Annotated in this window: 13 protein-coding genes and 1 pseudogene; 5 read left to right on the forward strand and 9 right to left on the reverse strand. The window is 36.8% G+C overall.

The genetic code is table 11. The features are described from left to right. Nucleotides 1–45 precede the first annotated feature (45 nt). Nucleotides 46–612 carry a hypothetical protein gene (locus OQZ33_RS20400; protein ID WP_265801232.1) on the reverse strand — a complete coding sequence of 189 codons (567 nt, stop codon included), beginning with the start codon at nucleotides 610–612 and terminating at the stop codon, nucleotides 46–48. Between the two features lie 159 nt (nucleotides 613–771). Here OQZ33_RS20400 and tnpA point away from each other — a divergent pair, with 159 nt between their 5' ends. From tnpA to tnpC, 3 genes and pseudogenes are all read left to right on the forward strand, one after another. Further along, nucleotides 772–1,050 (forward strand): IS66 family insertion sequence element accessory protein TnpA, encoded by a 279-nt coding sequence (gene tnpA / locus OQZ33_RS20405; protein WP_265801234.1) that lies wholly within the window; start codon nucleotides 772–774, stop codon nucleotides 1,048–1,050. A gap of 11 nt (nucleotides 1,051–1,061) precedes the next feature. Further along, a complete protein-coding gene (tnpB, locus tag OQZ33_RS24595) occupies nucleotides 1,062–1,391 on the forward strand; it encodes an IS66 family insertion sequence element accessory protein TnpB (protein WP_416338769.1) in 330 nt (109 codons plus the stop codon). A gap of 50 nt (nucleotides 1,392–1,441) precedes the next feature. After that, nucleotides 1,442–3,039, forward strand: a pseudogene (gene tnpC / locus OQZ33_RS20410) (IS66 family transposase). A gap of 363 nt (nucleotides 3,040–3,402) precedes the next feature. On the opposite strand, the gene OQZ33_RS20415 reads toward tnpC, so the two are convergent. The 6 genes from OQZ33_RS20415 to OQZ33_RS20440 form a co-directional block, all read right to left on the reverse strand. Beyond that, entirely contained in the window at nucleotides 3,403–3,663 is a 261-nt protein-coding gene (locus OQZ33_RS20415) for a hypothetical protein (protein ID WP_265801236.1), read from the reverse strand. Nucleotides 3,664–3,763: 100 nt separating this feature from the next. After that, nucleotides 3,764–4,117: a hypothetical protein gene (locus OQZ33_RS20420; protein WP_265801238.1), complete on the reverse strand. Its 354-nt coding sequence runs from the start codon at nucleotides 4,115–4,117 to the stop codon at nucleotides 3,764–3,766. Between the two features lie 156 nt (nucleotides 4,118–4,273). Beyond that, the gene (locus OQZ33_RS20425; RefSeq protein ID WP_265801240.1) at nucleotides 4,274–4,921 is read right to left on the reverse strand and encodes a DUF3885 domain-containing protein; all 648 of its coding nucleotides are present in this window, start codon (nucleotides 4,919–4,921) and stop codon (nucleotides 4,274–4,276) included. Nucleotides 4,922–5,594: 673 nt separating this feature from the next. Further along, nucleotides 5,595–6,308, reverse strand: coding sequence for a hypothetical protein (locus tag OQZ33_RS20430; RefSeq protein WP_265801242.1), 714 nt, complete (start codon nucleotides 6,306–6,308; stop codon nucleotides 5,595–5,597). 222 nt (nucleotides 6,309–6,530) lie between these two features. Further along, nucleotides 6,531–7,235: a hypothetical protein gene (locus OQZ33_RS20435; RefSeq protein ID WP_265801244.1), complete on the reverse strand. Its 705-nt coding sequence runs from the start codon at nucleotides 7,233–7,235 to the stop codon at nucleotides 6,531–6,533. A gap of 459 nt (nucleotides 7,236–7,694) precedes the next feature. After that, entirely contained in the window at nucleotides 7,695–8,300 is a 606-nt protein-coding gene (locus OQZ33_RS20440) for a hypothetical protein (protein ID WP_265801246.1), read from the reverse strand. A gap of 441 nt (nucleotides 8,301–8,741) precedes the next feature. On the opposite strand from OQZ33_RS20440, the gene OQZ33_RS20445 reads away from it, so the two are divergent. Beyond that, a complete protein-coding gene (locus OQZ33_RS20445; protein WP_265801248.1) occupies nucleotides 8,742–10,394 on the forward strand; it encodes a M28 family metallopeptidase in 1,653 nt (550 codons plus the stop codon). Between the two features lie 166 nt (nucleotides 10,395–10,560). Here the strand turns inward: OQZ33_RS20445 and OQZ33_RS20450 are convergent, their stop codons facing one another. Continuing rightward, on the reverse strand, nucleotides 10,561–11,163 hold the full coding sequence (locus OQZ33_RS20450) for an outer membrane beta-barrel protein (RefSeq protein WP_265801250.1): 603 nt from the start codon (nucleotides 11,161–11,163) through the stop codon (nucleotides 10,561–10,563). A 607-nt stretch (nucleotides 11,164–11,770) separates the two neighbouring features. Next, nucleotides 11,771–12,328, reverse strand: a complete 558-nt coding sequence (locus OQZ33_RS20455) for an NADPH-dependent FMN reductase (RefSeq protein ID WP_265801252.1) — start codon at nucleotides 12,326–12,328, stop codon at nucleotides 11,771–11,773. A 106-nt stretch (nucleotides 12,329–12,434) separates the two neighbouring features. Between OQZ33_RS20455 and OQZ33_RS20460 the strand changes: the two genes are divergently transcribed. Further along, nucleotides 12,435–13,637, forward strand: coding sequence for an MFS transporter (locus OQZ33_RS20460; RefSeq protein WP_265801254.1), 1,203 nt, complete (start codon nucleotides 12,435–12,437; stop codon nucleotides 13,635–13,637). Nucleotides 13,638–13,658 lie beyond the last annotated feature (21 nt).

The raw sequence follows: 13,658 nt of genomic DNA on the forward strand, positions 1-13,658 counted from the left end.
TGCCAGACCGCTTCAATTCTTTCGGCCTATATTTTATCGCTGTGATCAGGGTAAAGTCCAATATCTCCAACCGCTCCAGTGTTGTTTGTAATAATAGCTAAAGTCTTTGTAGTCTGGTCTTGTGTCAAGATTTTTAGCTGTCAAGAAATTTAAATAACCATTCTCCTGTTCAAATGTATGAACACTGTTATCTGCTAAATCATAAACAAAATATTTTTCATCATAATTTTCATTTGCGTCTGTCAAACCATACACGAAATCGTTTGTAATTATAAATTTATTAAGAACCAACGCACTTATGCCTGTTCCTTGAATGTATGCTTGAGTTCCGTTGGTTTCCTGTATTTCACGCTGATGTCGAAGTGGAATTCTTGCACTGTCACCTAGTCCATGGTCACCATAATGAGTGAACATAAAAATGAAAAGTGTAATCGAAATAATTAAGCCACTTATAAACCAAAGCTGCATTTTTTTCTTTGAAACTCTATCAAACCAACTATCTGGATTATAATGTCCGATGATTTTAAAAGTTTCAAGTGTTAAGAACGCATATATGCTCCCTAAAATTGAAATTTTTAATAGTTCAAATACAAAGTGAAGTAACACTTCCATAGTCTGTTGTTTGTTGGTTTACGGTTGTCTTGGATTGACGAATAACGTTTCAGGGCTTTGCGAATTTCTAATTCTACTTAATGAAATTATCGTAAGCAGCCTACCAATTACATCTTTTAAATAACTTTCACGATGTTTTTCTTTGCATAAAAGAAATATATGAGAACATCAGAAGAAAAAATGTTAGCAGTTGAGGCTTGGCGCACCAGTGGGCTTAGCCAGAATGAATACTGTAAGACCCTTGGAGTCAAACGTACCACTTTTGCCAACTGGGTATCGCGCAATAGACGAAAAAAAGCTGTTCCCAATTTTGTTAGAGTTACCATCCCTCCAGTTACAATTTCGACAGCTGTAGAGGTTGTTTACCCAAACGGAGTAATTATCAAGGCACCCGGTAATGACCTGAAAATGCTATCGCATTTAATAAAGCTGTACTAGCTATATTTTCATTGAGTTCTTCCCATATTTATCACCTCTATAAGCCCGGCTGTGACATGCGCAAAAGTTTTGACGGCCTCTGCGGGCTGGTTAGTTCCGAGCTGGGCAGCTCCCCTACAAGTGGGGATGTGTTCATTTTTCTTAATAAAAGTGGCACACGCATCAAGCTTCTCCACTGGGAGCATGGAGGGTTTGTACTGTATTATAAAAGACTTGAAAGTGGTACTTTTCGCCGTCCCACCAAAGATGGTAATCTTATATCCTGGAGCGATCTTGTTCTGATGGTTGAAGGTATACACGTGGTGAGGAGTATAACGAAAAAACGGTATTCATTAGTCTAAAAACACACTTTTTACTTGCCCAAGCCATGGCTTTTTTGTATTTTTATGGTATGGAAACGGCACTGGAAAACTTATCAAAGGAAGATCTTTTAAAGATCATTTCCGCCCGTGATCAGATTATTTCCGAGCATAAAAAAGTTATTCAGAATCATGAGAAAGTTATTCAGGACCATGAAAAGATTATGCTCAATAATGAAACTGCCATTCTTGAAAATCACAGTACTATCTCGGCGCTGGGTGAGCAGGTAGACTACCTGAAAGCACAGGTTGCCATGTACAAACGCATGCAGTTCGGACAGAAGCGTGAACGCTTTGAGGGTGATCCAAACCAGGCAATGCTTCCCTTTGAAACTCCTGTTCAGGTGACCCTGTTACAGCAGGAAGAGGTCAAACAAAAGATAGAATATGTGCGCAAACGCCCCAATCACCATGGACGTGCAAAGTTACCATCCCACCTTCCCGTAGAAGAGATTGAGATCCATCCACAGGGTGATCTTACAGAAATGGTGTGTATTGGAAAAGAAATTACCGAGGAACTGGAATGTGAACCGGCACGCTTTTTCATCAAGCGTTATATCCGCTACAAATACGCAGGAAAAAACGGGGATGGGGTAAGTATTGCAGAACTGCCCGAGCGTGTCATAGATAAGGGAATACCGGGAGCAGGTTTGCTGGCCTCCATACTTACCGACAAGTATATCGACCACCTTCCCCTTTACCGGCAGAAGCAGCGCTTCGCCAGGGAGAATATCCAGATCCCTTCTTCCACAATCGAAGGCTGGACAAAACAGGCACTCGAAAAACTTGAACCACTATATGATCAGCTCGTCTTCGACACAAAAACAAAGGGATATCTACAAGTCGATGAAACCCCGATAAGGGTAATGGATAGTGAAAAAAAGGCGCTTGCCATCAAGGTTATTACTGGGTCTACCATTCTCCCTTGGATGGAACCGTATTATTTGATTACAGTCCTACCCGTGGGAGTAGTGCGCCTGTACCAATCCTGGGCAGCTTCAAGGGCTACCTCCAGACTGATGGCTATGCGGTATACCAAAAATATGCACAAAGCAAAGATATCATACACCTGGCCTGCTGGGCCCATGCCCGACGTGAGTTTGAAAAAGCACTTGATAATGATAAACCAAGAGCTGAAAAAGCCTTGTTGATGATCCAGAAGCTTTATGCTGTGGAACGAAAAATCAGAGAACAAGGTTTATCTGCAGATCAGGCAAAAGAACTCCGCCTGGAGAAATCATTACCAATGTTGAATGATATCGGCAAATGGATCTTTGAAGAAATCAAGATAACATTGCCCAAAAGCCAGATTGGAAAGGCAATGGCCTATGCTTATGCAAGATGGGATGCCTTAAGTGCATACCTTTATGATGGCAGCCTTCAAATCGACAATAACCTGGTAGAAAATGCAATAAGACCGGTGAGCCTGGGCAGGAAAAACTATCTCTTTGCAGGAAGCCACCAAGCGGCGCAAAGATCAGCAATGATCTATTCTTTCTTTGCGATCTGCAAAAAACATGAGGTTAATCCCTACAAGTGGCTTAAATACACGCTGGAAAATATTATGTCCATAAACCACAAGAAAATTAAAGACCTGTATCCACAGAACTTTAAAAATATAAATGGTTAATTAGATATGTACTTTATAGGCTGCATACAAATTATCCTATGCTAACGTAATAAATAATTACTAAACTCGCATATCGCTTGTCGCCCAACAATTTGCAAAGCCGCTGCTATAAGCTGGCTTTACCTGTAAAATAATTTTCTAACTTTTTTAAACCCCTACTAGTAATTCCGAAATCTATAATTCCTTTACTTCCTTAGTCAGAGGCTTTTTTGCATTTAAATAATAAAAATCATTGTCAAATGCGATAAAGACATCTACTGAAACCCATAATTTACTTCTGTATTGAATTTTATAAATGTCTTTTTCGACCGACAAACTTTTAATGTTTATGGTCGTTATGAATTCCTCAATTATTTTCTTCTTTTACTCTAAGGTCTGGTTGGATAAAACTTTAACAATCTTGTAATCCTTCGATATCCTCCATAGTCCATAACCGCCAAGAATTAATAGAAATAAGGCTGGAAAAATAACTTGATATGTTTCACTATTTGGTTTTACTGATTGAAAAAATTTATAGAAAAAGAAAAGCCCACCTACTATCATAGAGGAACAAAGAATATAATTCAAAGCATCTTGTATTTTATCAGGCCTTTTTATCTGTTGTTCAAATTCTTGTGTTAACATTTTTGATTGATTGGAGCAATTTAGCATGCTTTAACGGTTCATGGCTTTGAAATGCTGGCGATTTTAGTACTAAACTTCATTAGTTGGACAAAGCTTAGATTTAGCACTTCACTTTCATAGAAGCACGACCCCCCGCTTTTGCGAAACGGCTGTAATTGGCAATGAGTGATTTAGCAAAATCATCGGTTTTATTAATGAGGTCATTCAGTACTTTGTCAATTTTCCTTTTCTCAAATTCTCCATAATCCAAGTACCTGTCAACGATTTTTTTCATTTCATGAATGAAGTGGCGGGCCTTGAAATATAAAGAAATGAATTCTATATAGTCAGCTGGATCGAAATGGGTTTCAATCTCTGTTGTCTTGTAAACCCATTGCTCAAAATCCTCAACTGATAATTTGTTATTGAGGAGTTTAAAAAATTTGATTTGTATGTTTGTCGGAAATTTTTGCACGGCTTACAGCATTACTTATAACGTTTTTGGGCTTGGCGAAGGTGGCGACTTTCACCAAAAATGTTGATGCGGATAACCAAACTTTGATTAACCACAAATGTGTCTGCGGAGCACTGAACCGCCACTTTTGCCAAACCCGTGTTATAGGGCGTTTTTCTAATCGAACTGTTTGTCAATCTGCTTTCTGTCATAGTCAAGTATCCAATTGTTATGCTCCTTATAAATTGGTCTTAATTTTTCTTTCTCTGCCGAAATAATGTCAAGTCCTCTGTCGTCATACATATGAAAGATAAGTTTCTTGTCAATGTTTACAAAGTAAATTTCTTTTCCTGTTAGAAATCCGTTTTGGTCAAGTCGTGGCTGTTTTGGCGGAAAGTCAGCATGTCCAATTGCTGTTAGAATATTCTTATAATCAATTCTGTCAGTGGTTAATTTAATAACTGCAACACTTCTTATGTCAAATTTATCTTCTGGTTCATAAAGTCGAAACTCTCTTGAGTAGCTGATTTCAGTCTTTTGGAGATTCTCAATTTGCTTAAATGTGAAATTTGAAAATCTAATTTTTCTTCGTTTGTATTTGTAGTCCATAAAAACCAAAAACACTTTGTCAGAATTGTTAAAGGCAGTTTGAAAAATTGTCGAAGCTCGTCTTATTACTTCTTGAAAATATTCGTCTGTGTAGGTTTCTCCAACTTGTAAGTCAAAACGAAGTCCGAAGTCCCAACTATAAAACAAAGGTTTTCGTATTCTTAGTCCTTTGAAATTGTCGTTTAAAAATTTTCTATATTCTTGCTTTGTTGTCAAGTTGTTGTCGTCATTTTAAAATGCCCTATAATATCTAAATTTACGCATTTCGCAAAGCCGAATTAAATAACATTCGTAAATTTTTAACAAATTGGTGGTTTTACGAATCTTTTGAATGGATCAGTTCACAAAATATCCGTTCCTTCATGTTTGAAAATCAATTAGAGAATATAATGATATGAGGTTTAATATAAATAAAATCATTGTAGGAGGTTAATTGATTTCTACAATAGGTATAGTAGTTCGAGTCTAAAAAGGGTAGTGCTATGGCCTAAATAACACCTCGTTTGCGACCTTTCTATTTTTTTGTAGCAACAATAATTATCAAAGACGGAAGAGTATAGAAAACATAAGCACCTTCTTTTGTTACCATCAGGCCAAGTGCCTCAAACGTTTCAAACGAACTGTCGCCAAAACTAGTTCTAAGTATGTTTTCTATTAGTATCTCTATTTTTGCGATACATTTTCAAGTTCAGAAGTTATTTTCGTTTGTTCAATCGAATGGTTGAATAAGTCATAAGTATAAAAATATCAATCCCAAAAGATTTTCCTGTAGTCAATTTCTTGGCTGCTCCGATCATTAACAAGCCTAAACCTTTACCCACTTCTAAAACTTGTTCATCCTCAAACCAGCCACCTCTACCCTCATTAAACCTTTATCCAACCTTGTTCTTTAACACAAAAGCCACCATAAAGTAAAGTAATTTAACTTTCCATTTTTGAAATAAAATAAAAAGGCATCATCTCTCTTTTCTCCTAAAGAAAATCTGGCTCTAACCTCGTTCTTATTAGCTAATTTTTCAATTTCCGCATTCGGAAATATTTTTTTGAATCCTTCCAGAGTTGTATTCCTATCTAATGTAATATTCTGACTGATTATTTTAAAAGAATTGTTTTCAGCAGAAGCCCGATCAAATAATACCAGGTGGTTGTTAGTATTATATTCAATTTTTTTCAGGTAGATAGTTGTAATTTCACTGTTGAATCTTTCAAACGTTCCTTTTTCTTTACTTGCAGGGCCATACTTTTTTATCATCCATTCTTTATCCAACCATTCGAAAGGATTTCCACATTCCCAGAGCGTCGTTTTTACCGAATCGTTTCTCGGGTATATGGCGTGAAATTGAGTTTTAGATAATATCACTTTATGTCCGTTTATTAATGCATTTTCAATTTTGATAGACTTTGAAGTGTAAACAGGATTGATATTCGGATCTTTTTTGTCTTCAGTTAGGGTGTCTTCCCGTTTTAGGCTGTCATTTTGTGGATTACGGTTTTTCTGTACTTTAACAATAGCATCTTTTGGTTGTTCTTTTTTATCGCTTCTACAACCCATAATTGTTAGAAACGTTGCAATAATTATGGTTAAGATTATTTTTTTCTCCATTTTGATATTGTTTTAAGATCGGTTCTGTAAAACTACAGCCAAATGTTTATCTTATATTGATAGTGCGCAGCAGGAGATGAACTATGTAGGTTCATTTTGCTTTTCTAACAGGGAAGTTCATTTATGTTTTTTCAACAAAGTGTTTCTGCGGAACACAAAACTTTCAGCTACCACTGAACTATCTGCAGATTACGAAACTCGTGTTATAGGGCATATTTTTTATCATATTCCAATCCAGTTTTCTAATTTTCTTTTAAACTCGTCCACCGCAAGCCAAGTGTTTACTTTTTGTTCATCTCTCTTATCGTATGCTGTCAAATACTGTATATAAATTTGTTCTCCTTTATTAAGGTCGGGAATTTTTGTCACAAATCCATTTTGTTTCATTTCTGTTATTGACTGATAGAAATCTACTTTGTTTTGAAGTCTTGGTGGAAACCAGTCGTCATTTTCGGCTCTTAAATTTAAAACTTCTCCGTCTTCTGTTCCAATATGCAATGTCCATTCATTATTGTCTGCTTGTATCGCGTCCAGGTGTTCTCCCGTCGCTGTGTCGAAGGTTATTTCGTCATTGATTTTGTCAAGCAAACAATAGGTTTCAAGCTTTTCGACAATTGAAGTCGTTTTTTCAATCCTAAAAATCCAGCCGAAACTGTCAGTCAAGCTGTCGCCATTATAAAGCGGGACTTTTATTTTAAATGAAACGATTTCAATTTTGTGTCCGTTTGTTTTAAAAATTTCCGAACTGCCGTTTTCATATTTCTGTGTTTCAATAGCACGGTCTCGTCCTTTACAGATAAATCCGCAACGAATAACTCCCAAAGGGGTCTTAAATTCTCGTTTTATTTCAGTTGTCAACAACAAATTCATCATTGAGCATAACTTTGGTTCCAGCAGTAAAATCTTGATTTCTTTTCCATTTGTCAATTATGCGAAATATGTTGATACCTAATTTCTGTCCGTGTAGTCACAAAATAGTTCCCATTCTTTTGTCGGTGTGAACCATTCCCAAATTCTTGTGAAGTCTGCAACATTATCTCCTTCAATTTCATATAGGTCTTCAATAAATTCGTTCTTGAATTTATTGAGTTCGTCATCCTTTTTTTATCTAAAATATCAATCAAAAGATTTTCTGCTTTGTGTAACTCGTCAAACAATTCAAACAACTCCCATTTTTTCCAATATTCAATTTTGGAAAGTCCGTCAGATTTACGTTTTTGAAATAGTCGTTTGAACATAATGTTGGTTTTTAAGCTTGCAGCTAACGTTTCGGGGCTTGGCGTTCGGGCGGGATTTCGAACCACAGAAGCTGATATTATTACTAATGTTCAATTGAAAAATTGCTGTTGAATTTTGCACTTCTGCCCGCCTGACGCAAAACCCTTGTTAGCTGATGTTTATTTCCTTTTTCGTTAGTTCGTCTAAACTGTCAAATACATATCTTTCATTTGTCCCAATTCCGTATTCACCAAGTTGAAATTTTTTCAAGCCCAAGTCATTTTCAGCGATAAGAATTTCATCTGTTAAAGGGCAGTTTACTTCTCCATTATTTACTTCAATTGCTGAACAAATTAAAAAACTATTTTCAGTTCTAAATTCGATTTCTTGTGGAACAAAATATTTTCCCCAATTCGATTTCGTCCAATAAATTGCGGTATTTGTAATTTGTTGTCCAACAATTTCAGAAGGGTAAACAACAGGTTTCTTATCTTCAACGTTTTCAAAATCAGTGGTTTTCCCAACTAAAATATTCAGTCCATTATAATTTTTACCAAAGAATAAGTTACCTAAACAATATGTCTGTCCAGAAATTTTAATTTCGATTGCATTCAAAAGGCTTTTAACGTATGCGTTTGGCTGTTCATTAAAATCAATGTCATCTTCGTCCAAATAAAAAATAACTCGTTCGATTTTTTGTCCAACTAAAGTCTGGCAAGTCCTAAATAACTTGTCATATTCATTTGTTTCTTCTGTTGTCCAAGGTTCTGTCATAAAATATCAGCTAACATCTATCTTTACGCAATTGCGCAAATCTAAAATATATTCAGTGCATAAAACCTCAAAAAAAACATGGCTTTACGAATATCTTATTAAATAAATCAGCTCATACTAAAATTGGAAAAAATGATAAGAGCGTTCAGATATAATTTAATTCTACTAAAATAGAGAATATTTGCACGATCGCAATAGGGGGAAACCATAAATCGTTTCGCATCTGGAGCCTTAATATTTTACTGTTCTCGCCATCTAGCCCCGATAGTAATGATTAAGTTTTGATTTGTAATTACTTTCCTATCGCCAGCTTATCGATGTTTAAAACTTAAGATGGATAGCGGGAAGCTAAATCAAAAAAATGCTTCTGTTGGTGCGCTCCAGATCCTTAAAACATCGAATCGCTATTTTTTCTTAAATTACCAGCTTAAAATATTTTCAATGAACAAAATCTTATTTTACGGGGTGGCAATTGCCTTGTTTGCTCACTCCTGCAAGCAGGCAAAAGAAAATAGTATTAGCAACGGCCCAGATTCGCTGGCCATCAAAGCCATCAACGATTCGAGCTTAACTCATTATTTATCAGCAATTGCTGCAGACAGCCTGGAAGGGAGAAAACCCTTTACCAGTGGCGAAACTAAGACCATTAATTATTTGAAACTGGAATTTGAAAAATTAGGTTTACAACCCGGCAATGGCGATAGCTTTTTTCAGGAAGTGCCTATGGTGGAGATTAAATCCGTACCTGAAAGTAAGATGGTAATTCAAGGGAAATCAGGGAGTTTAATTCTGGATTATTTAACGGATTTCGTTGCAGGATCACGCCGTGTACAAGATGAAGTGAACATAAAAAATTCGCCTTTGGTTTTTGCTGGTTATGGCATTGTAGCTCCAGAATACGGCTGGGATGATTATAAAAATTTGGATGTGAAAGGTAAAACGGTTGTGGTTATGATCAACGATCCGGGCTTTTCGGATTCGACTTTGTTTAAAGGTAAAAACATGACTTACTACGGTCGCTGGACTTATAAATTCGAGGAAGCCTCGAGGCAGGGTGCTGCGGCAGTTTTAATTATTCATGATACTGAACCTGCAGCTTACCCTTGGACAGTGGTGCGCAGTGGCTGGTCGAAATCGAAACTGAATTTGCAATCGGTAGATAACGGCATGAATAGAACGGTTATTGAGGGTTGGATTTCTTTAGATAAGGCCAAGGCACTTTTCAAAATGGCTGGTCAGAGTGATGCCTTATTTTCGGCTGCCAGGAACAAAAATTTTAAGGCGGTAGATTTAAATGCAACCACTTCCTTAGTCGTAAAGAATACGATCAAAAAGTCGGTTACTTATAACGTTTTGGCAAAAATACCGGGCACTACCCGAAAAAATGAGGCTATTATTTATTCAGCTCACTGGGATCATTTAGGCATTGGTGAGAAGATTCAGGGAGACTCCATTTATAATGGTGCAGTTGATAATGCAACTGGTATAGCGTCATTGTTCGAACTCGCTTCGGCATTTAAGAAGTTGCCAAAAGCACCAAACAGAACTATTTTGTTCATCTCCTACACCGCGGAAGAGCAAGGTTTACTGGGATCAGAATACTATTCCAAACATCCTTCTTTTCCTCTAGATAAAACGGTTGCCAATATCAATATGGATATGATGGGGATTGCTGGCAAAACCAAAGACATTGTGGTTTATGGCTTCGGTCAGTCTGAGTTAGAAGATTACGCCTCTGCTTCAGCTAAAAAGCAGGGTAGGGTTGTGGTTCCAGATCCGGTTCCTTCTTCTGGTTTATACTACCGCTCTGATCATTTTAACTTAGCGAAAGTTGGTGTACCATCGCTATTTACAGGTTCTGGAGTTGATAATATAAAGAATGGCCGGGAGTGGGGTTTAAAACAAGTATCTGATTTTACCAAATTCAGATATCATTCACCGCAAGATAATTTTGATGCAAAAACCTGGGATTTATCAGGAATTGTAGAAGACGTGAGATTGGTTTTTGATATGGGTTACCGTTTAAGTAATGAAGATGTTTATCCGAAGTGGAAAGATGGATCGGAATTTAAAGCGATAAGAGAAAAGAAATAAGAATCAGCAGTTCATTGATTTTTTTTCACCCGTTCCTCTTCCTGAATTTATTTAAGGGTGTTACTCATTTTTTAAAGATTTCTCCACTTCGGTCGAAATGACGAAAGCAAAAAAAAGGCCTCAGAATCTGCGAACCTGAGGCCTTTTTTAAAACAAAACGTTCCGATTAAAAGTGGAACTGAACGCCCAATTTTGGAGCGAAAGTATTTGCTTCTAAACCGAATGAGTTTGAGGAAACTTCACCACCTGTGATCTCATTTTTAACATTTAGGTTATTGTACCCTAAACCGTTAACTGATACTTCGATACCAATTCTTTTGGTAGGGAAAAAAGCAAAACCAGGTGCAATGTTTACACCAATGCTGGTTGTAGAGGCTACTCTAGCACCAGTATCGCCATTGTCGTTCACTATTTTATTGTTTCCAAACGCCATCGGAACTGATAATTGTCCGAAGAATTTAAATTGTTCTGATAAACCAACATAGTAACGGCCAAAAGGTGCTACTACGAATGCCTGGTTTAAGCTATTTTCACTTACTTGTTTGTTGTAATTGTAACCTACGCCGGTACCAATTGCGAAATTATTGTCAACAAAATAACCAACACTTGGTACTACGCTGAAGCTAACATCAGATTTTGCCGCCCCTTCTACTTTTGTAGAATTGAAGCCCACATTACCACCTAAAATTACTTTTCCTTTTTCTGTTTGTGCATTTGCTCCATACACTAAACCTGCAACTGCTACTACTGATAATAATAGTTTTTTCATCTTTTTTTATTATTTTTTTATTTAAAAAAAACAGTCAGTTTTACTTTTTTAATTTCTGACTATATTTGGTTAAAAGTCAATGTCAGTGCCAAAAAATACTGTCAGCGTCACTAAAAAATAAGTTTTTAGCCAATCGCCTAATAGCGAATTAGATATAAAATGGAGGTTATTTCTTTATTATTTTTGTGTGACTAAAACTTAATCGAGTGATTAATTTTTTATAGGTGCCAAATTGACAAATTAGTTTTATTTTCGATTCATGTCAGCTTTTTTCGGAAGCTTTGACATCTTTTAGGAATATCACTGAAAGGAATTTTTCAGTTGTAGTGGAGGATATTAAAGCTGAGCCTTCAATATGATTTAAGATTTGCAGTCGTGCTGCGGGTTCATTTAATGAAACATAAAATCACAACTGTGAGAAGCAATTTCTGTTTACTTACAAAGTGAGAAGGCTGTATCATAATGACCATTTTTCCCAAATGCTGTCCTGTGAAGCCTGTCGAAACACCCGATCTATAATTAACCAGATCTTTCAACAAGCTACGCAACCTCAACGGATAATAATCATCATTTCAAGCGAAGAGCCTGTAATCTTTTGTAGAATCTCTTAAACCTTACAGGCGACAATCAAGTTCTCAATCTTTCTCTTGATCAAACTGATGGTTTTCTCATCTGTTAAATTTCCTTCTTCATCAAATTTATCTTGTGCTTGCGCAATTAAAACTTCCGGCTGCAAAACGGGGTTCATATTCAAAAAAGTAAAAATTGGAAGAAATGCAGTTTGCATTCTAACTGTACCCCACATGCCTTGAGTAGCACCTAGTAGCGCAACGGGTTTGTGCATTAATGGCGCATCTTTTCCTCTACTGGCCCAATCAATTGCATTTTTCAAACCTCCGGGAACAGAATAATTGTACTCTGGGGAGGCAATAATAAAAGCATCTGCCTGAGCCAAAGCTTCTCTAAATTTGACTACGTTTGATGGTCTTTCTGGCATTTCAGGTGTATCGTAATCAGCGTTATAAACCGGAACATCATCATAAGAAACGATTTCAAATTCTGTACCCTCTGGTACTAACGTTCCAGCAAATTTAAGCAACATAGCGTTGTAAGAGCCTTTTCTAAGGCTTCCACAAAGGCCCACAATTTTTCTGTTTTTTTCCATAAGGATTAAACCACATCTCGGTAAAAATGTTTGAGAGTCACGCTGTAGCGCTTAATTAAGTTAGAAATTTTTATCACTACTTTTGACATCGTATTTATTTCCTTTTATGAACGAGCAGAATCCTTCAAAAGCCATTATCGAAAAAACAGTATTCCCGATATTGTTTGCCTTAAGTTTTTCACATTTATTAAATGATACGATTCAATCCCTTATTCCGGCGATTTATCCTATCATTAAAACAAATTACAAACTCAATTTCTCTCAAATTGGCTTAATTACGCTAACCTTCCAGCTGGCCGCCTCTTTATTGCAACCATTTGTAGGGATGTATACTGATAAAAGACCGCAACCATATTCACTAGCGGTCGGCATGGGTTTCACTTTAATCGGCTTAATTACCTTGTCGCAATCCACCCATTTTTACACCATGTTAATTTCGGTGGCGCTAATCGGTGTCGGCTCATCTATATTTCACCCTGAAGCATCCCGAATGGCGCATGCTGCATCTGGAGGGAAAAGAGGCTTGGCACAATCGGTTTTCCAATTGGGTGGAAATGCAGGGAGCTCTTTAGGGCCGCTTTTAGCTGCTTGGATTATTGTACCCTATGGCCAATTTAGTGTGGTTTGGTTTTCTATCATCGCATTATTGGCCATTGTGATTTTGAGTTATGTAGGTAATTGGTACAAAGATTTTGTCCTTTCCAGAAGCAAAAAAGCTGCTGCTGCTACTGTCGCCAATCAATTCTCGAGAACTAAAATTGTTTTTTCGGTAGTTATTCTGTTGTTGCTTATTTTTTCGAAATATTTCTACATGGCCAGTCTAACCAGCTATTTTACTTTTTACCTCATCAATAAATTTGACGTTTCTGTACAAACCTCGCAGATTTACTTATTTGTATTTCTATTTTCGGTAGCTGCGGGAACGTTATTAGGTGGTCCAATTGGCGATAAAATTGGGCGTAAATATGTGATTTGGGCTTCAATTTTAGGCACAGCACCATTTGCATTATTGCTACCTCATGCCAATTTATTTTGGATAGGTATTTTAATCGTTCCTATCGGGATGATTTTGGCTTCGGCCTTTTCTGCCATCCTGGTTTATGCACAAGAATTGATTCCTGGGAAGGTTGGCTTAGTAGCTGGATTGTTTTTCGGTTTTGCTTTTGGAATGGGAGGGATAGGCTCTGCACTTTTAGGTAAACTTGCAGATGCTACCAGTATTGAACATGTTTTTAATATCTGTGCCTTTTTGCCTCTGATAGGATTACTAACCGGATTTTTGCCAAATATTGAAAGCAATAAAAAATAATAAATCCCGCCGTTATCCAGG

Source organism: Pedobacter sp. MC2016-05 (genome assembly GCF_026239735.1).
Classification (GTDB): Bacteria; Bacteroidota; Bacteroidia; order Sphingobacteriales; family Sphingobacteriaceae; genus Pedobacter.

What these genes read in the sequence shown, in the direction of transcription:
- tnpA (WP_265801234.1), top strand. Translation starts at nt 772, where the DNA reads ATGAGAACATCAGAAGAAAAAATGTTAGCAGTTGAGGCTTGGCGCACC.
- OQZ33_RS20440 (WP_265801246.1), bottom strand. Translation starts at nt 8,300, where the DNA reads ATGACAGAACCTTGGACAACAGAAGAAACAAATGAATATGACAAGTTA.
- OQZ33_RS20400 (WP_265801232.1), bottom strand. Translation starts at nt 612, where the DNA reads ATGGAAGTGTTACTTCACTTTGTATTTGAACTATTAAAAATTTCAATT.
- OQZ33_RS20415 (WP_265801236.1), bottom strand. Translation starts at nt 3,663, where the DNA reads ATGTTAACACAAGAATTTGAACAACAGATAAAAAGGCCTGATAAAATA.
- OQZ33_RS20460 (WP_265801254.1), top strand. Translation starts at nt 12,435, where the DNA reads ATGAACGAGCAGAATCCTTCAAAAGCCATTATCGAAAAAACAGTATTC.
- OQZ33_RS20455 (WP_265801252.1), bottom strand. Translation starts at nt 12,328, where the DNA reads ATGGAAAAAAACAGAAAAATTGTGGGCCTTTGTGGAAGCCTTAGAAAA.
- OQZ33_RS20445 (WP_265801248.1), top strand. Translation starts at nt 8,742, where the DNA reads ATGAACAAAATCTTATTTTACGGGGTGGCAATTGCCTTGTTTGCTCAC.
- OQZ33_RS20450 (WP_265801250.1), bottom strand. Translation starts at nt 11,163, where the DNA reads ATGAAAAAACTATTATTATCAGTAGTAGCAGTTGCAGGTTTAGTGTAT.
- OQZ33_RS20430 (WP_265801242.1), bottom strand. Translation starts at nt 6,308, where the DNA reads ATGGAGAAAAAAATAATCTTAACCATAATTATTGCAACGTTTCTAACA.